Below are 25,896 nucleotides of genomic sequence, written 5' to 3'. Positions count from 1 at the left end.
TTTTTCTATTTATTCTTAAAGTAATTACTCCGCAATACTTGCTGCAGAAGTCTGTACCTGACGGTTCACCTTTTTCACCAAACCTTGTAACACATTGCCCGGGCCTACTTCGACAAAAGCTTCTGCTCCGTCTGCTAACATATTTTGAACTGTTTGAGTCCAACGTACTGCACCAGTTAACTGTGCGATCAAATTCTCTTTTATCGTTGCTGCATCTGTATATGGCTTTGCATCCACATTTTGATAAACAGGACAAATCGGCGTGTTAATTTCAACCGCTTCGATTGCTGCCTGTAGCTCAACTTTAGCCGGCTCCATCAATGGAGAGTGAAAAGCACCGCCAACATTTAATTTCAAAGCACGTTTAGCGCCAGCCTCGGTCAAAAGCGCACAAGCTTTATCTACTCCGGCGATAGAGCCAGAAATTACCAATTGACCTGGACAATTATAATTTGCCGCAACCACCACATCATCCACTTTTGCACAAATATCCTCCACAACAGCATCTTCAAGACCTAAAATCGCAGCCATAGTGGAAGGCTCCAATTCACAAGCTTTTTGCATCGCGTTAGCACGTTGTGACACTAATTTCAATCCATCCTCAAAAGACAAAGCTCCCGCTGATACTAAAGCAGAAAACTCACCTAAAGAATGACCTGCAACCATATCAGGCTGAAATTGATCTCCCAAGGCTTTCGCTAAAATCACTGAATGTAAAAAAATCGCTGGTTGAGTAACGTTGGTCTGTTTCAGCTGCTCATCAGTTCCTGCAAACATAATATCGGTAATACGAAACCCTAATATATCGTTTGCTTTTTCAAATAAAGCTTTTGTTTCTTCATTCAGATTATACAGGTCCTGCCCCATTCCTACGAATTGAGCGCCTTGACCAGGAAATACATATGCTGTTTTCATATTTAAAATTATCTGTTCTAATGCACAAACTTAGATAAATTGTCTTTTATATACAATATCATAAAGTCGAATATCAGAAGCTGTACGCGTTACCTATACTTTAATATTTTAATTCATGAAATCGTATACAGTCAATCCGTTTATGCATCTCTTAAATTCCTTTAAGGAATAAAAAAATTAAACACTAAGATTCAGGAACAAAACTCAGTGATGTCATGCGAGCGGGATCTAAAATCTCCCGTGATGTTTCCAATAATTCTGTCGTTGAAATCGCTTTTATTTTATCAATAATAACATCTAGTTCAATAATCTGGTTGTAGTCCATCACATTTTTTGCCGCAGCAATGATCATGCTCATCCTGTTTTCCTCTGAAAGTGCGATCTGACCGATAAATTTGCGTTTTGCTTTCTGAAGCTGTACAGCACTCATCTCCTTTTCACAAAATTTATTAAGCTCCCTAAAAACAAGTTTTTTTGCTTTCTCTATCTTTTCTTCATCTGTTCCCAAATAAATACTAAATAAGCCCGAATCTGAAAACATGGTATAATTAGATTCGATTGTATAAGCTATTCCATATTTTTCACGAATGGAAAGATTCAATATCGAACTCATCCCCATTCCTCCCAGCATATTATTTAATAACAATAAACCTGTTTTTCGGTCGTCTCTAAAACTATATGCATGTGCACCGACCATATAATGGACCTGATTAATTGGTTTAGGAATCTCGACATGCGATACAGGCACCGCAACAACATCATTCCTCTCCCGCTGAATTTTATTTTCAGCAACGGATGCAAAAATTTTATTGGCAAGCCTTTCGACCTGTTTAACCGTATAATTTCCTGTAATCGAAATCACGATTTCATTTGTATCGTAATTTGACTGAATAAAATCATGAATATCGCTTTTTGTAAGTGCCAACAATTGATCCTCAAGACCGAGTATATTATGCCCCAAACCAGCTCCTTTGAATAATAGATCTTCAAAATCATCTACAATAGATTCTTCAGGACTGTCCAGATAAGAAGCCATTTCATCGACAATAACCGATTTCTCTTTATCTAATTCCTCCTCAGGAAAAGTCGAATGAAAAAAGATATCCTCAAATAGATCTAAAGCTTTATCCAAATACGGGGTCAAAAATGATGCATGTACACATGTATATTCTTTTGTCGTATAGGCATTAAGATCTCCACCAACAGCTTCCAAATGGTTTAAAATCTGATTCGTACTTCTACGTTCAGTTCTTTTAAAAAGTAGGTGCTCAATAAAATGTGCAACGCCAAATTTACCTTCTTTTTCATCTCTTGACCCTGCATTGATTAACATACAAGCATGTGTAATCGGTAGGTTTTGCGGTTGAAAAACCACACGGATACCATTGGATAAGCGTATTATTTCGTATTCCATATATTAATTTGGAGATTCTATTTAATTATTTTTAATGCCATATCGCATTATATTTCTAGGATGAAAACCAAAACCTTGACTTTCATATAATTTTTGTGCCGGTAAGTTATGCGGTTCAACCTCTAGCAGAACCAATTTACAGCCCTTGTCCTGAACATATTCTTTGACAAACTCAACAGCCTTTTTACCTAAACCTTTGCCTCTTGCATCAGCATTTAAATATAATTCGTCCAGCAAAGCTACCGTTCCCTTAAATTCAAAGCTAAAGAAATAAACAACAATAATATACCCCAGGACTAAATCATTTTCTTTAATTAGCCAAGACTGCCCCAGCTTTTCATCGTCAAGAAAAATTCTAAAATTTTCTCGGCTTACAATAGGATCGATATCATATCCATCAATTGCATAAAAATCTTGCATCATAGCAACAATGATATCAATATTTTCAGACGTTAATTTTTCAAATGTGATCATAATGCATTCGTTTAGTGGCAAAAATAACTAAATAAAAACAGTCGAATTCTATAACAGTCGAAAAATGACGTGGATGGGATAGATCACCAAACAAAAAATGGTTCTGATCTTACGATCAGAACCATTTTATCCACTTGTTTTTCGATAGGTAGGTGGTAAGCTTACATGCGTGGCGGGCGCATGCCTCCATGACCGCCACCATCTCCTGTCGGAGAGCCTAATGCAAATTTTTGAAATTTATATGTGAATAATAGCATAAAGTAACGTCCCAATCTATTAGTACGACTATCGACAACCATAGATTCACTAACTGTTCTGGAAACATTTGTTTGCTCATTTAAGAGGTCAAATGCCTGTAAGCGCACTGTTCCACGCTGACCTTTTAAAAACTTTTGTTCCACATAAGTATTGATGATAAATGGATTAGCATTTATACCATCCCCATAACCCTGATTGAATTGTTTTGACAAATCTGCCCCGAAAATTGTGGTAGGGGTAATATTTACAGAACCAATTAAGGTTGGTGTCCAAGATGAAATATTAGTGGTTCTATTTGTTAATGAATTTTCAGTATGATTATATTGATACCTAACTCCAGGATTAATCTCCAGATTCTCTGAAGGATTATATCGCAACATTAATCCTTGATTGAATACAATATTTCTAGACACATTTTTCAAACCAATATTATCAAGACTATCTGTTGATGAATAGCCTATTCTTTTGTTATAAGAAACACCTCCCATCAACATGATGTTATACGTCTTTTCTTTCAAAGATTTACCATAATGATAGAAGGAACTAATTCCAAATGGATGATCATTTGATTCATTGAGATAGCGCGTCTCAGAAATTAAAGTAGTATCGACTCCTCCTGTATTACTATTCTTTAAACGGCCCAAATATGATTTATTTAAACTTACAATTTTATTTTCTGCTAAATTTGCATTTACAAAAGCAAAGAAATTATTTCCCTTCTGAAAATCATTTTTACGAAATCTAATATTCATTTGATGATTAAACTCGGGATTTAGATTCGCATTACCCATAACAATACTGGTACGGTTGGTACTCATATCAAACGGAAGAATCTGTGTTACTGATGGCTCAGTTGTTGATCCACTATAATTTAGGGAAATATTAGATTGGCGCGAAAATTTGTATTCAAACCGTGCAATTGGCATCCAGTTCAAGTTATTACGATGAATAGGTACAGATAAATCTGAACTCAAGGCACTACCTCTTAATTGAGACGGTTGCGCGGCCGCACCAATGGAATAAGTTACTTTTTCTCCACTATACAAATAATTAGCTCCAACTCTATGCGTTGTGAACGAGTAGTCATAATTATAATCAAAGTTCAATTTAGGATCGTTAAGAATCTCATTTTCATCTTTATCATAACCCTGTTGTTGGTTTGAATTATCATATTTATTCTTATTGAAGTCATATGTAAATTCTAATTTACCGTTCTTTGACAAAGGTTCTGTGTAGTTCAATGAACCTCCCGCATTCCAACTCTTATTTTTTGCTTCTTGGATAGTTTTCTCGTAGATTGAATTTAAAGAGGCATCAGCATTATTAGGATCTTCCAATAATCGTTGTAATATTGCATTTTGATCCTTATCTGTTTTGGCGTTATTATAATTCATATTCATGAAAATATTACGGCCATTTTCATTCAACTTACGATTATATAAACCACTTATACCATAACGCGGGGCCGTTGAATTTGAAAAAATACTTTGATCTTGCGAATTATTAAATTCCTCATTTCTAAAAGTAATCGAATTTGTTACTGTATTCGCATCACCATCATCAAATCCAAACTGAGGTGTTATTTTAATATAATCCTTTGTCGATGGTTTCCATTCCAGATTGGCCTCGAAACGATGACTGGCACCAATATTATTTGAGTTTGACTTTATACTATCATTTTGCGTGATACCTCTCAAGGTAATCTCTTGAAATTGCTCGGACAAAGTAGTATTATCACTATGACTGTAGCTATAGCTTCCATAAACAGTCAGCTTATCCGAAAAATCTTTCCTTGCATTCAAACCAATTGAGCCCAATTTTGTCAAACCATCTGATCCACCAAACATACCGCCACCTCGACGACCTCCACCACCTTGTTGACGGCGAGCTCCCCCACCGGTAGTATTAAAATCAAATAATGGTGCATTTGTATTATTAAGATTTCCTAAAATAGAAATCTGCTCTCCTTCTCTCATACCCATCCACATACCGGTAGCTTGATAACGGTCTTCTGTACCGTAACCAGCACGTAAAGTTGCCATTTGCCCTTTATTATATTTGGGATCAATCTGGATATTCAAAACTTTCTCCGAATCACCATTTTTGTTGCCTGTTATATTGGCCATATCTCCATAGTCATCAACAATCTGCATCTTCTCAATGATATTGGCAGGAAGATTCTGTGTTGCAGTTTTGACATCCCCACCAAAGAAATCTTTACCGTTAATGCGTACACGTTTCACGGATTCACCTTGAGCAGTTACATTACCGTCTTTATCCACCTCAACTCCCTGTAATTTCTTCAACGCATCTTCGGCCACAGATCCATCTCGTAATTTTAGATCCTTCATGGTATATTCCAATGTATCACCTTTAACAACAATAGTCGGCACACCATCAATAACCACTTCTTCCAATAATTCTGAGGCCGGCTTTAATGTAAAGCTTGGAATAATGTATTTACTTTCTCCTTCCGGATAGGTAAACTCTTGCTCAAATCTTTCAAAACCTAAGTTTGAAACAGAAATTTTAAACTTACTCGCCTTTACATTATTAAAAATAAATATACCGGCAATCGAAGAACTGGTTACTAGGGAATCTTGATCTGAAATCAATTTTACTGAAGCTCCAGCGACAACACGAATCTTGTCATCTTTCAACATCCCTTGAACGGATTTCGTCTGTCCTTGAGCAACCCAGCTCAATAACATACTGCAAAATAAAAGGAAAGTAATCCTCATCATATACATCTTTTTGTAATTATCGGTTCTTATTCTGTGTGGTAATCCCACCAGGCTCAAATAAATCAACCCAATCTTCCCATTCATCTCATGATACGCTGTACTGAATCTTTCTAACATAAAGAATAAAGCCAACAGGTAAACAACGATCGTATACAGCACAGGGTTATATTCATTTGATACTTATACAAAAGAAGAAAATAGTAGTGTTAATAAACGTAAAACCTAAATTTTAACATAATAGTTACAATAAAACCTAATTTCACGACAGTTGGCGGGCTAATAAAAACTTTTTAAAGATGAATCGAAGTATAAAAAATCGTTCGCATTTTGTTCAAAAAATCAAATACCACAATTCATATATAAAGCTACTATAAACACATCCTTTTGCTATTAATAATATATTGTATTTTTGCTACTCAAAAATAAATAAAATGCTATTATCATATTTTCAAGATGAGTTTATAGAGGCGGGTTGTGATGAGGCTGGGAGAGGTTGTTTGGCGGGGCCAGTTTTTGCTGCTGCAGTGATTTTCCCAAAAGACTACCATCATGAAGTATTAAATGACTCCAAGCAGCTTAGTGCAAAAAAAAGAATGCAATTGCGCAGTATTATAGAGCAGGAGGCTTTAGCATATGCAGTAGCTAGCGTTTCCGCAGAAGAGATTGATCGGATAAATATTCATAATGCCTCTTATGTCGCCATGCATCGAGCTCTGGATCAATTAAAATTAAAAGCCGAGTACATTTTAGTCGATGGTAATAAATTTATTCCCTATCAGGAAATCCCCCATAATTGTATTGTTAAAGGTGACGGAAAATATTTATCTATTGCGGCAGCATCCATCTTAGCTAAAACGTACCGTGATGATTATATGGACAATATTGCAAAAGATTATCCTGAGTATGATTGGCTAAACAATAAGGGCTACCCTACAGTCAAGCACAGAAGTGCAGTACTTGCCAGAGGAATAACACCACATCATAGAAAAACCTTTAGAATAACTGATCCACAGCTCAAGTTATTCTAAAGGTTTTTAAAAAATTATTTTTAGCAACAATCTTTCTAGATTGTTGCTTTTTTATTCTTTTTGATTGAGAAGTAAATTGCAACAGCAATCCCTAATCCTAAAATTATGGACGCAATTAATGTCAATATATTACCGAGCTTATGAGATGCCGGATCGAAAATAAACTCGACCTTATGATTCCCACCTGGTAATTGTAATGCTCTCAGAATATAGTCAGCACGTATAATTGGCACCTCTTTACCGTCAACAAAAGCCTTCCAGCCTTTTTCATAATATACCTCAGAGAATACAGCAAATGCATCTGTAGGAGTAGAATATTCATAAACCATTTTATCAGGATGGTAAGAAGTCAGCTTTATCGATGCATTAACGGGCAAACCTAAACTTTTACCGTCAAATTTATCTTTAAATTCTTCACTAACAAAAGCCTCTTTTGAAGGAGTGAAACTACCAATCGCCTGCATCTCCTGCGCATTGTCTTTAACAAATGTTACTTGATCAACAAACCAGGCATTTCCAGCAGCAGAACTTCTACGTTGTATCCGTTGCCCCTTTTGTTCATCTCCTGTAATGACATAACGGACATTAAACATATCCAACACGTCTTCGTTTATAGCTCCATTAAATTGGTTCTCCAAAATCTCCTGAAACCGCATCAATTTCGCAGCATGGTAACCACCTAAAGATTTATGATAATATGACGCACGGGCATCTGAAAATGGATTTGTGGTTAAATCAATGACACGGTAACTCAAATCCTTGTCCATACGAATCAATTGATCGACCTCCCGCTCTTGAAAAGCCTGACCTGTTACCATGCGTTTCTCTACAAATGATTTGTCATTTAAAAAGCGCTTATCGACACTCCAGAGATCAAACAGAAAAACAACCGCCAATCCAATAATCAAAACATTTGCAGAAAGCTTCTTCTTAATAAAAAACCATACTGCTAAAAAGGTAATCAAAACGATGGCAAAAGAACGATACGCATCTGCACTCGCCACTGCCGAACGATCTTTTATTAAATTGTTTAACCACTGATTTGCAACTGCCTGATCACCGACCTGGCTTGTCAGTTGCTCCAGCAATTGCACATCCTCTTTCTTTTTAAAACTTAAAAATAGATCTGGTACAAAAGCAACAAGTAAACAAATAGCACCTAATCCGATAAAAGTATACAGTACTTTCTTATCTAATTTCTCAATTTTATCTGCCTTTGTGATCAACTCATTCAACGTTAACACCGCCATCAATGGAATCAAAATTGCCGCGATCACCAATATCGACTCGACCGCTCTGAACTTATTGTACATCGGGAAGTAGTCAAAGAATATGTCTGAAACCAATGTAAAATTCTTTCCGAACGACAGCAATAAAATTAGGACAGTTGTTGTAAGAATCCACCATTTTAGTCTATTGTTGACAATAAATAGACCTAAAATGAAAAGAAACAATACACCAGCTCCAAAATACCATGGACCAGAAGTAAATGGTTTGTCTCCCCAATAAACCGGCATTCTACTTGCGAATTCACCTGCCTGAACAGTGCTCATTCCCTGTGCTCCAAAAGTAGACTGCAAAAACTTTGCGACATTAGACTTTTCATCCAAAATACCACTATTTCCTCCTCCATACGCATTCGGAATCAAAAATGTCAATGTTTCTCCTACACCTTGGCTCCATTCGTAAGCATATTGTTTATCTAATCCCTTTTCTTTCGAGGCATCCACTTTAGTAATATTGGCGTGACCGCGTGTACTTAATTTACTGTACTCATAAGTCGGAATTAAAATCGAAGCATTCACTAAAATAGCGACAATTACTGCAGCCAACTGTAAACCCGAAGCAATAAAAAACTCCTTGATCTTTTTATCACGAATGGCGTATACCAAGGCAAAGATTACATAAACCATCAATGCGATAAGCATATAATAAGTCATTTGTAAATGGTTGACACGGATCTCAAGAGCCATAAATAAGGCCAACAGAACAGGGCCCCAAACTCTGCTCCCTCTAAAGCACATGATCACCGCTCCTATGACAGCAGGAATAAAAGCAATAGCATACGCTTTTGTGACGTGTCCAGCTTCGATATAAATAAAATTATAAGATGTAAACGCAATAGCAACGGCGCCTAATGCGGCTAGCCATGGTCGAACACGTAATACACTCAATAAGAAATACCCTCCCAATAAATAAAATAAAACGATATCAATGGGTTGTGGAAAAACGGTTTTGACCGCCGCTAAGATATAGGTTCCAATATTATTTTCACTTGCAGACCAGATTTGATAAGTGGGCATGCCACCAAACATTGAATTTGTCCACAACGGAGCTTTTCCATCTTGAGCTTTATAATCGAACATTTCCTTCTGTGCAGCTTGAGCCTGCACAACATCACTTTGTGCCAAAGTCTGCCCTTGCCACACTGGAGTAAAATAAAAGAATACAAGCGCTACAAAAATCGCTATCACGATAAGATGTGCTGAATTTTCCTTAAACCAATTTTTCATTTATATTATTAGGTTATTAAAACTTACGAAAATCAAAAATATACATTTGATTTTACAATTTATATTATTTTCCAAACCCAAGACTTATTTCTCCTATTCCCCTTTTTGGATAAGCTTATTAATATTGGACAATTCACCAAAAAGAACCAATATATCCCCTTCTTCCAATAATGTTTCCGAAGTCGCTATACCCGAAGCCTCCTTAATTTCTTTCTTTTTGATGCTATCTTTTACCTCGGTTATCTTGAGTGTTGTCATGACGATCACTTTAAAAAGATTAGTTAGGTTAGCTTCACGAAGGGTCATTCCAACATATTTTGATGGAACTTTTGTCTCAATAATACTGTATTTTTCAGATACTTTGAATGAATCTACAATATCAATATTGTCCAAACGCATCGCTAGCCTTTCTGCAGCCTCTTCCTCTGGCATAATGTATTCGGCGATTTCCATTGCTTCAAGCACTGTTTTCTGAAGATCCGAAACAATTCTTCCTATGATTCGCTTTACTTTTAATTGTTTCATTAAAGCTACTGTTAGCAATGAAGCTCCTTCATCCTCTCCAATAGCAATAATAACGGCATGGCAGTCCTTAAGCGGTAAAGATGATACTGCCTCCCGGTCTGTTGTATCCAGACAGACCGTATGTGTTACTTTATCTTTTAATTGCTCAACAATAATCAGACTTTTATCCGCCCCGATCACCTCATGCCCCAATTCTGTCAAATGAACTGCAAGTGATCGTCCAAAATGCCCTAGTCCTAAAACGATATATTTCATATAAATTCGATTAATAGAGTATCTTTTCCTCTGGAAAAGTGTAATTTCTTCGTGTTATATTTTTAATAAAAGCCACCAATAATGTCAATGTACCGACACGACCGACAAACATCGTCATCATTACAATAAATTTACCTGCAACACTCAAAGATGGTGTAATTCCCAAGCTCAGCCCACAGGTCGTATAGGCAGATACTGCCTCAAATAACAATGCTTTAAAACTCTTATCAGGATCTGAAAAAACCAGCAGCATAAAACTCACACCGATCGTAAATAGCGACAATAGAATAATGGCAAATGCTTTATGTACAGATTCGCCTGCGATCCGTCTTTTAAAAAGTTCAATATGCTCTTTTCCTCTTGCCAAAGCAATGATATTCATTATAGACACCGCAATGGTCGTAACTTTAACACCACCACCAGTGGAACCAGGAGATGCTCCTACCCACATGAGTAGGATAATTAACAAGACTGTGGGCATGGATACAAATGAGAGATCAACACTATTAAATCCAGCCGAACGCGAAGCATTGGCCATAAAAAATGAGGTTATCCACTCGCCCATCTGCCCCTGTTCCAAAGAAAGAGTCTTGTTCCGCTCTAACAGAAAAAAGAATATTGTTGCCAACACAACGACAACCGCATTACACGCCAGCACTAATTTTGAATTAAAACTGAAGTTCCAAGCTTTATGCTTATAATTCTTCTTCGTCACCAACCGATGATACCAGTAAATACAAGAATCTTTTACATAGGAATAAATATTCAATACGATCCCAAAACCCAATCCACCTAGTATAAATAATACAGACAAAGCCAATTGGAAGTTGTAATTAAATTTATAGCCATCATTGGTGATTCCATCCGTTAGGATCGAAAAACCAGCATTACAAAAAGAAGATACAGAATGAAAAATAGCGAAAAATACCTGATTTCCCAGAGAAGGAAAAAGAGTTGCATCTAGCGTGCTAAAGATTAATAAAGCACCGAGAAGTTCAAATAATAATGTAATAAAAATTATCGTGAGAAGTGTTTTAACCACCGATCCCACTTTATTTTCACCAAGAATTTCGCCAAACATCAATTGATTCTTGAACGAAAAACCACCTGAAAAGAAGTATCCGAAAAAACCGGTAAAAGTCATAATTCCCAATCCACCAATCTGGATCAACACCAGAATAATTGTTTGTCCAAAGAGAGAAAAGTTAGTTGAAATATCTGTCACCGATAGTCCCGTAATACATACAGCACTTGTCGCCATAAATAGTGCATCAATAAAACTCAAAGGGGCTTCTATTGTTGTTCGGGGCAACATCAACAAAACAGTACCGATAAGAATCAATGCAAAAAAACTGATAACAAATAAAATAGTGGGATTAAAATAGAAGTTATCAAAAAACAAGGTACTCTTGGAAAGCTCTGCAATAAACACCAGATAAATACCTAGATAGATCCACTGATCTTTACCGAAAAGATCAACTGCGGGAACACTTGCAAATCGCGCTATTATGATTAAAGCAAAATAGCTTAGGATCACCAGCCCTGAATAATGTTCTACTTCAATTCTTTTCAACGCAAAAATAGAAGAAGCTGTACGAAGTCCTGTCATGATGAACAAAACATAGAACATTGCATTAATGATATGATCGAGGAGGTTTGCAAGATTTGGATCTCTTACATAGCCCACATTGAAAATAACGGCAAAAGCACAGATCATGCTGACATAAAACATGATTTGATCTACAATGCTATTCTTATACTTAAAGACGAATTTTAAAAAACTCAATATTGACCCCATCTGTCACAAACATACTGATAACTTAGGAAAAACAGAACTTCCTGCCCCGATGATCATATTTCACGTGAAACCCTCTTTTTTATTCGGCGACTTTGCTCTCTTCGTCACCTTTTTTCTTCTTAAAAAGCTTCGATACAAAACTTTTCGTTTTGCCAACAACAGTATTGGCTTTCTCTACTGTATGTTGTGCGCGGTCAGCAGTACGCATTAATTTAGCTTCCCGCTCCTTGCTAAGCCCCACACATTGCTTTATTCCATCCAATAGACTTTGCCAAAGGGTCTTAAAAAAAGTGTGGTCAGCATGCCTATGCCAATTGACCTTTCCAATAATATATTCTCCAGAAAGGTTTGGATTACTACCGTTAACCAAAAGTTCATTCACCAGTAAAGAGATAAAACCTTTTCTTTTAACAGTCCCATCTTCTTTCTTCTCTAAAATGGTGATTTTTAGATCATCATAATCAAAATTAAACTTTCCCCAATTTCTGTGATCGGTTGCTTCCATATCAAAAGCTATTTTTTTGATATTTCCCGAGGCTATTTCTACATTTAAGAGCGGCTTTAAAATTTTATTAAAGGCTGGTGCCTGCATTGCTCCTACTGTTCCTTTATAAGTATGAAAACCTGTTTTCGATGTCATATCAAATCCGAATAAAACATGTAAACGCCCACTATTCATCACTTTTGTCAGAACATCGACACGCATCCACTTATTTTTAGCCAGACTTGAAACATCATTGGTCATGTTACTAATAGTCGCATAACTCTTATCGAAGGTAATCTTCCCGACCTGGTTATATTTACCACTTAACTCCGAATAGCTTATATCAGCATTTTGTACCAATACCGTATCTATTGCTAATTGCGTTTTCATATGCATTAAAGCTTGATGCGGAGATCTTCCAACTTTATTTACAGGTGTTGATTTATAATGCTTGTCCGAATAAATATCCAAGAGTCCATTTTTCAGTTGCGCTTTTCCTGCATAGATCTTCTTATTACGTAACAAACTATTAAAATCAAAAGATTCAAAACGAACCGTGTCGAATTTCATGACAACATAGCTTCCTCCTTTACCCTTTGCTTTATAATAGGCCGACTTACCCAAAATAGGTTGGTAAGCCACCTTTGTCAACATGATATTACGATCCCTAGTATTGATTTTTAATTGATCAAAATCAACCTTATAAAATCCATCAGGAGTTTTATAAGTAAATGCAGGAACTTCTATATCAACCATTTTGGTATGATAGAAACGTGTCGCATCGGAAATTGATGTCGAGTCGACCAAAACATCCTGAATCTTTATATTGACTTTCTTGATCTCAAAATCTTGGTAGATACTTTTTTGAATCTGCGAATATTTAAAATTGACCTTATTCAAATCGATTCCGGTTATGCGGATTCTTTTTAGGGTATTCTTTATTTTATCATATAAGGGTTTACTCTTTTCTGTAGATGCTGTATCATTATAGGAATGATACTTATTGATCATATGGACACTCGGAGTATCTAAAACGACATTCTTTAAATAAAGCTCTTTATTCAGCAGCATATCCCGTATAGAGAAATTACGAAATTTTAATTTGGCGACTTCGATTTGAAAACGATTATCAGGAGCTTTATTTATTCCTTCTAGTCGCGCATAAACATTGCTGTCCGAGCGTAAAACCAGATTGCTTATCGTTACATTTCCTAAAGCAAGATTAATATCCAAGTCATCATAATCAACCGTGTACAAACTATCGGTAGATGCGAGCACTATTTCTCTGAATTTTTGGTCTACAATTGGCTTCCAATGCACACTAAAATACCAAACAACCCCACCAAGCACAATCAACAGTATTACGAAAATACCGATTATCCATTTCCAAACAGCCTTCATGTAAAACGCGCTCCTCTTTTAGTAAATTTATTTGGTTATTTTTATCTAATACAAAACAACTTATTAATACTTTTGTTTGATTTTCAATAAAAGTAGATTAGTATCGATTCTTTCACTTGGTCCCAAATTCATGACACCATATAAAATAAAGCTGTTCTTCTGTATCTCGCTTAGTATAATATTACACATTTCCTGTCAAAAAAAAGAACCCTCCGTAGGCTTTTATTATTGGAAGACAAACTATAAGTCCGACACCTTATCACAAAAGATGATACAAGATCTAAAATCAAATACATTATTCGTTCGTATAATGGATATTGATTTTACTGATGGGGGTATTGAGCCCGTTCCCATCTCTCCAATTTCTTTTGAAAAAACTCTTCCATCAAATCAAACACTTGTGCCTGTTGTATTTATCAACCAAAGAATATTTACAGAATTAGATAGTCTCCAGATTAGAGGACTTGCACATAAAATGATACCTTTTGTATCTGAAAAGGCTAAACAATCCGGAAAAGAAGACTTTAAAGAATTACAGATTGATTGCGACTGGACTAAAAGCTCCCGTGATAAATTTTTCTATCTGCTAGAATACCTACAAAAGATACCTGAATTAAATGAAGTGACGATAACCACGACATTAAGGCTTCATCAAGTTAAAAATATTCAGTCCAGTGGTATACCTCCTGTAAAAAGAGCAACACTGATGTGCTATAATATGGGAAATTTAAGACAATTTGGAGATCATAATTCTATTTTAAATCAGCAAGATTTAACAACTTACCTGAGTGGAACTCTTAAAGACTATCCTTTAGAATTAGATATTGCTTTACCCCTATTCGATTGGTATGTAGCCTTTCGCGATCATCAATATATTGGTATTTCTAAGTATATCGACAAGAGCGATTTGGATGATAAATCACTCTTTACAAGAAATCCAAAGACGGAATTATTTATTCTGAACCAGGACTTACAAAAAGCGAATCTAAAAAAAGGAGATGTGATCCGTCATGAATTTATAACGAAGGAACAGTTAATTGCAACCGCCAAATTTTTAAATAAAGAACTTCAAGGAAAAGAGAAAAGAATCATCTTCTACCATTTGGCCCCAGAAGTTTTATCGAACTATAATTATGCAGATTTACAAGAAGTTATTGCTGCTTTTTAGCGCTACATTTATGCTCTATTTCAGTGAAATTGCGATTAATATCGCTTGTGGTCCCGAAATAGACCCTTATGACAATCAACAGACCTATTTCCTACCAAATCTGGAAGATAATAGCTACTCCGCTTTTCAGTTTATTCCCTATCAATTTCTATATACAGAACAGGAACCTGTACTGGAAGCGTCTGTAAATGTTACAGACTGGGTAAATCATTTAGGAAAAAATGTGAAACCAGATGATCTATACGCAGTCATGTACCAATCAAACCCGGAAACAATACAGGTTTTAAAGAATACAGCAATCCTGGATAATCTTCCAGATTCACTTCGAAATAACACATTTATTCAAAGTCTATTTCTTCCTAAAAATAAAAAGGAACTCGCTTACTTTCATTTTACAAAAGAGCAAGAACCTGTCACCAATATTGCACAAGACCCTTGGAGTCCTGATGAGCGTAATTTCGATGAAATAAAGCAATTTGCGCTTGAGGCAGAAAGTAAAATTTCGGTCCATAAGAACAATAGTTTCTTATTATTACGTTACGCATATCAAGCGGCAAGATTATTTCTTTTTGCTAAAGAATATGAAAAAAGCATCACCGTTTATGATAAATACATCGCTCGGTCAAAACTGAAATCTCCCGTATTAGGTTGGGCATTATCCAATTATGCAGGTGCTGTCAGGAAAAATGGTGAACCTGCAAAAGCTGCCTTTTTATTTTCTAGCGTATTTACGCTATCGCCCGAAAGAAGAATACTCGCGTACAACAATTTTCATTATATACAAGCAACTGATGCTGAAATTTCTGCCTATACCAAAACTAAAGCAGACAAATTCAATATCAATGCAATCATTGGTTTCAATAACCCAAATAGTACTATTGAATATCTCGAAAACTGTTATAAGCTGGATCCTGCTAATACTATAAATGCCGTACTCCTCACACGGGAGGTTAACAAAATAGAAAATTTCTTCATTAAAGACCATACATTAGGTTATAATATATCGCAGTGGTATCATGATGAAAACAAAGAAGAAATTCAAAAACACCTCCAAAACATCCGAGAACTTGCGCTAACCATGTATAAGGATAAAAAATATATTCAACCACAAATAGGCTTAGTTACAGCGGCCTACTTGAGTTGGCTCAATGCCGAAAATGATCTCGCAAAAAAATACTTAAAGATGGTAGAGCCCAAATCTTTAAATGAAAATCTGAAAGATCAGTTACGCATTACAGAAATGTTAACCTTATTGACAGATTGGGAAAAAGAAAAATCCTTAGATGAAAATCAATTGATTGCAACACTGAAGTGGTTGCAGGAAAAAGCTAAGAAGGAAAAAAACATGGAAAACAATAATTCATGGAGTTCTTTTGAGAATGGTTCTTACAGTCTCATTTCAAAAAACATCATACAAAATATCGTTGTTAACCAATACCTTACCAAAGGAGATACCGCACTGGCAAGTTTAGCAGCAGTAAAGGGAGATATTTTTTATAACCATGGATACGTTAATGACACACTTGAAAACAACATGCAATACAGTACCATTCGGTTTTGGCAAGAAGATTTAACTCCCAAAACCTTAATACAAGTTCAAAGGTATATACAGTCTCCTGAAAAACAGACGAAAATGGTCCAGTTTCTACTTGAAGATATTAAAAAAGTAAACAGTAATTATTTAACTGAATTGATAGGGACAGCATATTTAAGAGAATTAGACTTTACAAATGCCGTAAAAACTTTCAAAAATTTACCAGGAACCTATAAATCAAAAGAATACAGCAATTGGTATGCGGAAGAAACAATTGCTCCAAATCCATTTATCGTTACGATCAATGATTATCCTAAAAAGATTGGACAATCAAGTATGACAAAACTTGAATATGCAGCTCGAATGCTCAAGTACCAGACATTAATAAAGGATGAACAAAACAATGGTAAAAAAGCCGATTACTATTTTCATATGGCTAATGGCATATATCAAACAAGCACCTATGGTAATGCCTGGTCTTTAGTATCGTACAGTTGGTCATCATATGACAACAATGCCAAACCAGACAGGTATTGGGAAAGAAACTACAAACAGGCAAAAACTGCAAAAGAGTGGTACCTAAAAGCTCGAGAATTGGCTACAAGCCTGGACTTTAAAGCCAAGTGTACCTTTATGCTAGCAAAGTGCGAACAGAAAGACTTCGAGTTAAAAGACGACATGAGATGGACATACTATGAAAATAGTAGTGAAAACCCATTTTACAAGTTCTCATTACATAATAAATACTTTCATCAATTAAAATCACAATACAGTAAGACTGCATTTTACCAAACTGCAGTCCACGAATGTACTTATTTAAGAGACTTTATAGCCAGTAAATAATACATTTACATCCGATTGTTCTCGTTATGGTAGATACTTAAATAACTATCATAACGAGAGGATTCGATTTCTCCCTCTTCTACAGCTTCTATAACGACACAACCTGGTTCATTCACATGTCGACAATTGTCAAATCGACATTGGTTCATTAGCGCTCGCATTTCTGGAAAGAAATGTGATAATTCCTGCTTTTCGATATCGACAATTCCTAACTCACGTATCCCAGGAGTATCGATTAATTTTCCACCAAAAGGAAGGTCATACATCTCTGCAAAAGTTGTGGTATGCTTTCCTTTATCAGACCAGTCTGAAATATCACCTGTCTTAACGGCGTATTCTGGAACAATTGAATTCAGTAATGTAGATTTTCCTACTCCCGAATGTCCAGAAATTAAAGTGGTTTTATCTTTAAGCACTTCCTTTAATTGATCTATATTCATGCCGTTCAAAGCTGAAACTTCGTAACATGGATAACCGATTCGTTCATAAATACTCTTATAGTCCTGTAAAATAGCTAGTCCCTCATCACTGAACAAATCCAGCTTATTGAAAATCAAAACAGCAGGTATACCATATGCTTCTGTAGTAACTAAGAAACGATCGATAAAACCAAGAGAAGTAGGAGGAGAAGCCAATGTTACAACTAAAAAGGCTTGATCCAGATTCGCACCAATAATCTGTGTTTGCTTCGAAAGGTTGACAGATTTACGGATAATATAGTTACGTCTAGGTTCCAATTCATTGATAACAGCACTTTCAAGATCCGGTTCTACTTCAAAATGTACCCAATCTCCAACAGCAACAGGGTTAGTACTTTTAATACCTTTGGTACGAAATTTCCCTTTTATACGACAGTCATAACGTTGTTCATCCTCACCCAGCACCTGATACCAACTACCCGTAGATTTGGTTACTAATCCTCTCATATAAGTTCCTTTTGTGCATATATCATCTTACAAAAATCGTAAAAATTTATTAAACTTAAGGTTTATCGTTTTTATTATCTTTGTAAGAGTTACCTTAAAATTAGCATTCGTGAAAAAACTATTTCTTCTAGATGGAATGGCCCTGATTTACAGAGCCTATTTTGCATTAAACAAAACACCTCGTATTACCTCTAATGGTTTAAATACCGGTGCGATAATGGGATTTACTAACACTTTGTTAGAAATATTAAAAAATCAGAAACCATCTCATTTAGCAGTAGTGTTTGATACTGAAGCACCCACAGCACGTCATATTGAATTTGAATCGTACAAGGCACACCGCGAAAAGATGCCTGAAGATCTTTCAGCATCAATCCCCTATATCTTCAAATTAATCACCGGTTTTAATATCCCCATTATTACAAAGGACGGTTACGAGGCCGATGATATCATCGGAACGCTTGCAAAAAAAGCAGAAAAAAAAGGCTTCACCGTTTACTGTATGACGCCAGATAAAGATTTTGGACAGCTTGTGTCTGAAAATATCTTTATCTACAAACCTGCCCGTATGGGTAATGGTGCTGAAATACAAGGGGTAAAAGAAATTCTTGAAAAATGGGAAATAACAGACGTCAATCAGGTGATCGATATATTAGGTCTTTGGGGTGATGCTGTTGACAATATACCCGGAATACCGGGTATCGGTGAAAAAACAGCTAAAAAATTGATCCAAGAATTTGGATCAATGGAAAATATCATTGCAAATGCAGATAAATTGAAAGGCAAACAACGTGAAAACGTTGAAAATTATGCTGAACAAGGTTTGATTTCAAAAAAATTAGCCACCATCCTGCTGGATGTCCCGGTAGAACTTGAAGAAGAAAACTTATTAATAGAAGAACCTAATAAAGAAATACTAGAACCCTTATTCAACGAACTCGAATTTAGAACAATAGGTAAACGTGTTTTTGGAGAAACCAATAGTGTAGCAGATGCTCCTAGAAGTACAAATGGTCAAATGGATTTATTTTCATTGCCACAACAGACAGATACAGAAGAAGGAGTACCGTACACAGGGCCAGTCAATAGCCTTGAGAACACTCCACATGATTATATTTTAGTGAATACCAAAGAGGAGCAAGAAGCACTAGCAAAACAACTAGCAACACTTTCCAGCTTCTGTTTTGATACTGAATCTACGGGTTTAGATGCTAATTTGGCCGCTATTGTAGGTCTTTCTTTTGCTTTTGAAAAAGGAAAGGCATATTATGTGCCAACCCCCGCGGATCGTGACCAAGCGCAGGAGGTGATCAATATTTTTAAACCTGTTTTAGAAAATGAACAAATAGAAAAAATAGGGCAAAATATCAAATACGACATTTTGTTATTAGCGAGATATCAGGTAGCAGTAAAAGGCCCTATTTTCGATACGATGCTGGCGCACTATTTAATTGATCCGGACACCAGACATGGTATGGATGTACTTGCCGAAAACTATCTTAATTATAAGCCCCTTTCTATCACAGAACTAATTGGTAGCAAAGGAAAAAAACAAGGTAATATGCGCGATGTTGAGCTGGAGATCATCAAGGAATATGCCGCCGAAGATGCCGATATTACTTTACAGCTCAAAGAAATCTTCAAACCACTACTGGAGGAAACAAATACGCTAAATTTAGCAAATGAAGTCGAGTTTCCATTAGTATATGTTTTATCAGAGATAGAACGAAACGGTGTTCGGATCGATACCGATGCATTACAACAGTTCTCACAAAATCTTGAAATAGATATCCGACAATTGGAGGAGACTATCTATGAAAAAGCAGGTGTTAATTTCAATATCGCTTCACCAAAACAACTTGGAGAAGTGCTTTTTGATAAATTAAAATTAGATCCAAAAGCGAAAAAGACCAAAACAGGTCAATATAAAACAGGCGAAGATGTTTTATTGGCTTTAGCTTATAAATCGGATATCGTACAAGATATATTAAGTTTTAGACAGCTACAAAAACTAAAATCGACCTATGTAGATGCACTCCCTGGTTTAATTAATCCTGATACCGGTTTAATTCATACTTCATACAATCAAGCTGTCGCTGCGACCGGCCGTTTAAGTTCAACCAATCCCAACTTGCAAAATATTCCGATTCGCACAGAAAGAGGCCGTGAGGTTAGAAAAGCATTTATTCCGCGTCATGAAAATAATGTTATACTCTCTGCCGATTATTCTCAAATTGAACTGCGTCTCATTGCAGAGTTGAGTAAAGATCCAAATATGATGGAAGCATTTACTTCCGGTCATGACATTCACCGCGCCACAGCAGCCAGAGTTTATGGTTTAGAGCTAGAGGAGGTAACATCAGATCAACGTAGAAATGCAAAAGCAGTAAACTTTGGTATTATCTATGGGCAATCTGCATTTGGGCTATCCCAAAGTCTTGCTATTCCCCGCAAAGAAGCAGCAGAAATTATTGATCAGTACTTTAGTCAATATGCCGGGATAAAAAAATACATGAGCGAGGTTTTAGACTTTGCAAAAGAAAATGGATATGTGGAAACAATCCTCAAAAGAAGACGTTATTTAAGAGATATCAACTCGGCCAATATGACTGTTAGGGGCTTTGCTGAACGAAATGCCATTAATGCTCCTATTCAGGGATCGGCAGCAGATTTAATTAAAATAGCCATGCTTGGAATCCAGAAAGCGATTACCGAGCAGGGATTATCCGGCAAGATGATTATGCAGGTACATGATGAGCTTGTTTTTGATATCCCAGAAAATGAGGTAGAAATTTTTAAAGAAATCATCCAAACAAAAATGACGACCGCGATTAAGACAGAAATTCCACTGGTAGTAGAGATTGGACAGGGTAAAAACTGGCTGGAAGCACATTAATAACATTTTGTAAACAAGAATTATGAAAAAATTTCTGTTCATATTATCATCCTTGATTTTGTTGCTAAATTTTGCCTTTGGACAAGAAAAAGCAATCTATTATGAAAAATTAGATAGCAATATGTTCCGATTCTATTTTGATAAGAATTATTATTTAGCTGACAAATCTTGTGAGTTCAAATCCATAGAACGTGTTGCGACATTAAATCCGAAGACGCAAAAATTTGACGGTGCATTTAAAGACTTTAATAACAATGGCCGCTTAATTCTAGAGGGAACCTATATTGACGGAAGTAAAGAAGGTCCTTTTAAAGCTTATCATCCAAATGGGATCGTAAAATGGGAAGCGATATTTAAGAATGATATGCCGATGGGTAACGTTATACATCGTTACCCAAGTGATAAAGTGGCTATGGAGCTTTTGTATACCGATAGCGTTATCTTGATTCAGGATTTTTGGCTTCCAGATGGAACACAGAAAGTAAAAAACGGGGAAGGAAACTACTCCTTTTCAATACCATTTGAAGGTTACAATCAATATGGTTTCGAATATTATCTTGGAAAAGGAAAAATTAAAAACGGCAAACAGGATGGAAATTGGCAAATATTGGGTCATGATAGAGGAGGAAAGGAAACGTTAATAGCTATAGAAAAATATCAAAACGGCAATCTACTAATCGCAGAGGATTACTTTTTAGACAATAATTACCGAAATAGTAAATTTGGCATTATTCCCTATGATAATTTTTCTAGAGGAGAATTTCTTACATTCAAAGCATGTAATTTTGACGATTTCTCTAACTTCAATATGCTCATTAGTAAAGAACTAACCAATTCAATGATCCTAATCAGTGCTGAAAACTTTACAGAAGAGAGTTTTGAATACAAAACTAAATTAGATAAAGAAGGGAATCCTTCAAAAGTAGATTTTATAAAAAAGACATCCTCTGAAAATCTTAATAACATACTAGAACAATTAATTGCGGATATCAGCTTCTATTATCCATCATTAGAAAATGGTAAACCAATAGCTGATATGATTACAGTGACAGGTAAAATGTACAAAAATTCGGAAGGTAAAATTGAAGTCTTACCGATAATAATTCATCGAGAAAAAGGACAATAGGACTATTTGATTATATTTGCAAAAAACTTATAGACATGAAATTTCACAAAGAAGGATATACAAGTCTGGCAATTACTGTTTTAGTAATATTTATTGCTAACGCAATCGCGGACTACTATGATGCTCCTGAAGTTATTAAATGGATAATTTACATCCTTTCAGCATTTCTTTTTATTACGATTGTTCAATTTTTCCGTAGTCCAACAAAACAAATCGTTGTACAGGAAGGAACGATCTTATGTCCTGCAGATGGAAAAGTTGTTGTGATTGAGGAAACAGAAGAGAACGAATATTTTCATGACAGAAGATTACAGGTTTCCATCTTCATGTCACCTATAAATGTACACGTAAATCGTAACCCGATTTCTGGAATTGTCAGCTATTTCAAATACCATCCAGGAAAGTTTTTAGTCGCTTGGCATCCAAAATCTTCAACAGACAATGAAAGAACAACAGTAGTTGTTAAAAATGCTAATGGCGTAGAGGTTCTTTTTAGACAAATTGCAGGAGCACTTGCCCGTCGTATTGTTTGGTATTTAAAAGAAAATGATGCTGTTACACAAGGTTCGGAATTTGGCTTTATTAAATTCGGATCACGAGTAGATTTATTCCTCCCCCTGGGAACACAGATCGATGTCAATATTGGCGATAAAGTAGTGGGAGGTAAAACAATCATAGGAAAATTATAACAATTTATTAATAAAGGAATCACTAACTTAGGCTTTGGTATTTTTACTAAAGCCTTTTTTATTACATACATGAATTTTAGACAGCTTGTTTTAAATTGTTCATTAGCCGTAGGATTAGCTATTTCTGCTGTTAGTTTTTACTATCATTCGGACTGGAAATCTTTCCTCATTATTTTCGCCGTTTCTACGCTGATCAGTTTTCTCATGTTCAACTTTGTATTTGAACGCTATATTTATAAAAGGATCAATACCATGTACAAACTGATTCATAACCTAAAATTAGGTAAGGATCTAAAGGACGCATTGGGTGAACATGTTACAGCAGATCCTATCGGAGATGCAGAAAATGAGGTCAAGGCATGGGCAAAAGCAAAGAAAATAGAAATAGAACAACTTAGATCACAGGAGAAGTTTCGAAGAGAATTTTTGTCAAATGTGTCACACGAGTTTAAAACCCCCTTATTCTCCATACAAGGATATATAGAAACATTACAGGATGGGCTGATGGAAGAGGATATCGAGATGGCTAAGACATTTCTAAACAAAGCATCTAAAAATGTAGATCGTTTGAATTACCTCATTCAAGATTTAGACGAAATCTCAAAACTTGAATCTGGTAAAATGGTTTTAAATATCGAAAAATTTGATATCGTAGAACTTATTAAAGAGACAAAAGAATCTCTGGATGACAAAGCAAAAGCACATAATATAGAGATTCAACTAAAAACTAAACCTGGTACTCCCTACTGGGTGAAAGCCGACAAGCATAAGATTAGTCAAGTACTTGTCAATTTAATTGAGAATTCCATTAAATATGGTAAGAACGGGGGCAAAAGCCAAATCAGGATATTCCCGCTATTTGAACAAGTTTTGGTGGAGATAACAGATGATGGCTATGGAATTGAAGAGAAAAATCTAAGCCGTGTTTTCGAACGATTTTATAGAATCGATAAAAGTAGATCTAGGGGAATAGGTGGCTCTGGCCTTGGTTTATCCATTGTTAAACACATTATTGAAGCCCATCAGCAAAATGTAAATGTAAGAAGTACAGAAGGTATAGGTACAACATTTGGGTTTACTTTAGAAAAAGTTTCGCAGATCTAATGTTAACAAAACGCAACTTAACATTCCTCAAAACTTAACATTAACTTAACATTAACTTAGTAATTTCGCAAAAAATAATTAATAATGATATGTCTTTAAATAGCATTTTTCAGTATTTCGTTCCTAAGGATAAAAAGTTTTTCCCTTTATTTGAACAAGCAGGTAGTAATTTGATAGAAATGTCTAAGCTACTTAAAGAAGCCGTTAACGCTAGTGACGCGGAAAAACGTAAAGAAATCGTTCGCAAAATCGAAGATTTAGAACATAAAGGTGACAACATCACACACCAAATACACTTAGAATTAGGTAAAAATTTTATCACTCCTTTTGACCGTGAGGATATCCACGCATTAGCAAGCTCACTAGACGACGTTGCTGATTTCATTAATGGTGCTTCTAATAAAATGGATCTATACAAGGTTCAAAAAGCAACTGAGCCCATGATAGAAATGGCGGATCTGATCGTTGAGGCTACTGACCATGTTGCAAAAGCAATTTTTGAATTAAAAGATTTAAAAAATATTCGTAACATCACAGATTCTTGTGTTCGTATCAACAGTGTTGAAAATAAAGCTGATTATATATTTGACAAAGCGGTAGCTGACTTATTCGAATTCGAAAAAGATGCGATTACTTTAATTAAACACAAAGAAGTATTATCTGCAATGGAAGACGCTACAGACAAATGTGAAGACGTAGCAAACGTATTAGAAAGCATCTTGGTTAAAAACGCATAATTGCGAATTTAGCATATTAACACATTCATATTATGATGTCAACATTATTAATTGTTGTAATTATACTAGCGATTGCTTTTGACTACATTAATGGTTTTCATGATGCGGCCAACTCAATTGCTACAGTTGTTTCAACAAAAGTACTAACCCCCTTTATGGCAGTATTGTGGGCCGCGATTTTCAACTTCGCAGCTTACTTTTACTTTACCGACCATAAAGTGGCCAATACGGTTGCAAAAACTGTATTAGAAGAATATATTACATTAGAAGTTATTTTTGCTGGTTTACTAGCCGCAATAGGTTGGAACCTTTTCACTTGGTACTATGGTGTACCATCTAGCTCTTCTCACACACTTATTGGTGGATTTGCAGGTTCAGGTATGGCTTATGCTTTCATTGTAGGTGGAGATCCAATCCATGCGATTAATATTGATGCAACATTAAAAATCATTGCATTTATTGTCCTCGCCCCCATTATTGGGATGATCATATCCATTATCATCACCCTTGTCATTATTAACATTGCCAAAAACTCACGACCTGCAGTGGCAGAGAAATGGTTTAAAGTATTACAACTTGTTTCTTCTGCAGCATTAAGTTTTGCTCATGGTGGTAATGATGCACAAAAAGTAATGGGTATTATCTTAGTAGCTATGGTTGCAGGAGGTTATTTACCAAACACAGAGCATATGCCTGAGTGGATTCCATTAACATGTTATCTAGCAATTTCATTGGGAACAATGAGTGGTGGTTGGAAAATTGTAAAAACAATGGGTACTAAAATTACGAAAGTGACTCCTCTGGAAGGTGTAGCAGCAGAAACTGCAGGTGCCTTGACTTTAGGACTTACTGAACACTTCGGTATTCCAGCTTCTACTACGCATACCATCACCGGTTCAATTATCGGGGTAGGTATTGTTAAAAGAGTTTCGGCAGTAAGATGGGGGGTTACCATTAGTTTATTATGGGCCTGGGTATTAACTATTCCTGTCTCTGCATTGCTTGGCGCGATCACATTGTTTATTATACACTACATATTGTAATAATTTAAAGTATTTTCTCAA

At 35.7% G+C, this 25,896-nt stretch carries 18 protein-coding genes; 9 read left to right on the top strand and 9 right to left on the bottom strand.

Annotation, left to right across the window (positions count from 1 at the left end; genetic code table 11):
* Window positions 1-24: 24 nt before the first annotated feature.
* The 4 genes from fabD to JAZ75_RS07055 form a co-directional block, all read right to left on the bottom strand.
* Window positions 25-915: an ACP S-malonyltransferase gene (gene fabD, locus JAZ75_RS07070; RefSeq protein WP_132770002.1), complete on the bottom strand. Its 891-nt coding sequence runs from the start codon at window positions 913-915 to the stop codon at window positions 25-27.
* A gap of 184 nt (window positions 916-1,099) precedes the next feature.
* Window positions 1,100-2,329, bottom strand: coding sequence for a M16 family metallopeptidase (locus JAZ75_RS07065; RefSeq protein ID WP_132844380.1), 1,230 nt, complete (start codon window positions 2,327-2,329; stop codon window positions 1,100-1,102).
* Between the two features lie 21 nt (window positions 2,330-2,350).
* On the bottom strand, window positions 2,351-2,803 hold the full coding sequence (locus JAZ75_RS07060; protein ID WP_021190724.1) for a GNAT family N-acetyltransferase: 453 nt from the start codon (window positions 2,801-2,803) through the stop codon (window positions 2,351-2,353).
* 161 nt (window positions 2,804-2,964) lie between these two features.
* Complete coding sequence (locus JAZ75_RS07055) at window positions 2,965-5,805, bottom strand: outer membrane beta-barrel protein (protein ID WP_232789374.1); 2,841 nt, start codon at window positions 5,803-5,805, stop codon at window positions 2,965-2,967.
* Between the two features lie 431 nt (window positions 5,806-6,236).
* Between JAZ75_RS07055 and JAZ75_RS07050 the strand changes: the two genes are divergently transcribed.
* The gene (locus tag JAZ75_RS07050) at window positions 6,237-6,833 is read left to right on the top strand and encodes a ribonuclease HII (RefSeq protein WP_132770006.1); all 597 of its coding nucleotides are present in this window, start codon (window positions 6,237-6,239) and stop codon (window positions 6,831-6,833) included.
* Window positions 6,834-6,868: 35 nt separating this feature from the next.
* Here JAZ75_RS07050 and JAZ75_RS07045 read toward each other — a convergent pair whose 3' ends face one another.
* The 4 genes from JAZ75_RS07045 to JAZ75_RS07030 all read right to left on the bottom strand — a co-directional run bounded on the left by JAZ75_RS07045 (window position 6,869) and on the right by JAZ75_RS07030 (window position 13,809).
* Entirely contained in the window at window positions 6,869-9,346 is a 2,478-nt protein-coding gene (locus JAZ75_RS07045) for a YfhO family protein (protein WP_208700832.1), read from the bottom strand.
* A gap of 93 nt (window positions 9,347-9,439) precedes the next feature.
* On the bottom strand, window positions 9,440-10,126 hold the full coding sequence (locus JAZ75_RS07040) for a potassium channel family protein (protein WP_132770008.1): 687 nt from the start codon (window positions 10,124-10,126) through the stop codon (window positions 9,440-9,442).
* Between the two features lie 10 nt (window positions 10,127-10,136).
* Window positions 10,137-11,858, bottom strand: coding sequence for a TrkH family potassium uptake protein (locus JAZ75_RS07035; RefSeq protein ID WP_232789373.1), 1,722 nt, complete (start codon window positions 11,856-11,858; stop codon window positions 10,137-10,139).
* Between the two features lie 145 nt (window positions 11,859-12,003).
* Window positions 12,004-13,809 (bottom strand): hypothetical protein, encoded by a 1,806-nt coding sequence (locus JAZ75_RS07030; RefSeq protein WP_132770010.1) that lies wholly within the window; start codon window positions 13,807-13,809, stop codon window positions 12,004-12,006.
* Window positions 13,810-14,077: 268 nt separating this feature from the next.
* Between JAZ75_RS07030 and JAZ75_RS07025 the strand changes: the two genes are divergently transcribed.
* Together JAZ75_RS07025 and JAZ75_RS07020 are read left to right on the top strand one after the other, a co-directional pair.
* Window positions 14,078-14,977, top strand: a complete 900-nt coding sequence (locus JAZ75_RS07025; protein ID WP_231577846.1) for a hypothetical protein — start codon at window positions 14,078-14,080, stop codon at window positions 14,975-14,977.
* The gene (locus JAZ75_RS07020; RefSeq protein ID WP_208700830.1) at window positions 14,943-17,354 is read left to right on the top strand and encodes a hypothetical protein; all 2,412 of its coding nucleotides are present in this window, start codon (window positions 14,943-14,945) and stop codon (window positions 17,352-17,354) included. Before JAZ75_RS07025 ends, JAZ75_RS07020 begins: the two co-directional genes overlap by 35 nt.
* Before the next feature lie 5 nt (window positions 17,355-17,359).
* On the opposite strand, the gene rsgA is transcribed toward JAZ75_RS07020, so the two are convergent.
* Window positions 17,360-18,280: a ribosome small subunit-dependent GTPase A gene (gene rsgA / locus JAZ75_RS07015; protein WP_208700828.1), complete on the bottom strand. Its 921-nt coding sequence runs from the start codon at window positions 18,278-18,280 to the stop codon at window positions 17,360-17,362.
* Window positions 18,281-18,389: 109 nt separating this feature from the next.
* Between rsgA and polA the strand changes: the two genes are divergently transcribed.
* From polA to JAZ75_RS06985, 6 genes are all read left to right on the top strand, one after another.
* Window positions 18,390-21,176: a DNA polymerase I gene (gene polA, locus JAZ75_RS07010; RefSeq protein WP_208700826.1), complete on the top strand. Its 2,787-nt coding sequence runs from the start codon at window positions 18,390-18,392 to the stop codon at window positions 21,174-21,176.
* A gap of 22 nt (window positions 21,177-21,198) precedes the next feature.
* Window positions 21,199-22,302, top strand: a complete 1,104-nt coding sequence (locus JAZ75_RS07005) for a toxin-antitoxin system YwqK family antitoxin (protein WP_208700824.1) — start codon at window positions 21,199-21,201, stop codon at window positions 22,300-22,302.
* Between the two features lie 35 nt (window positions 22,303-22,337).
* On the top strand, window positions 22,338-22,991 hold the full coding sequence (locus JAZ75_RS07000; RefSeq protein ID WP_208700822.1) for a phosphatidylserine decarboxylase family protein: 654 nt from the start codon (window positions 22,338-22,340) through the stop codon (window positions 22,989-22,991).
* Between the two features lie 69 nt (window positions 22,992-23,060).
* Window positions 23,061-24,095: a sensor histidine kinase gene (locus JAZ75_RS06995; RefSeq protein WP_132844402.1), complete on the top strand. Its 1,035-nt coding sequence runs from the start codon at window positions 23,061-23,063 to the stop codon at window positions 24,093-24,095.
* Window positions 24,096-24,184: 89 nt separating this feature from the next.
* On the top strand, window positions 24,185-24,832 hold the full coding sequence (locus JAZ75_RS06990; RefSeq protein ID WP_021190730.1) for a DUF47 domain-containing protein: 648 nt from the start codon (window positions 24,185-24,187) through the stop codon (window positions 24,830-24,832).
* Window positions 24,833-24,864: 32 nt separating this feature from the next.
* Window positions 24,865-25,875, top strand: a complete 1,011-nt coding sequence (locus tag JAZ75_RS06985; protein WP_132770020.1) for an inorganic phosphate transporter — start codon at window positions 24,865-24,867, stop codon at window positions 25,873-25,875.
* Window positions 25,876-25,896 lie beyond the last annotated feature (21 nt).

This window comes from Sphingobacterium sp. UDSM-2020 (genome assembly GCF_016132525.1).
GTDB lineage: Bacteria > Bacteroidota > Bacteroidia > Sphingobacteriales > Sphingobacteriaceae > Sphingobacterium > Sphingobacterium anhuiense.
Note: the sequence above shows the minus strand (reverse complement) of the source record. Positions and strands in the feature narration are given on the sequence as shown.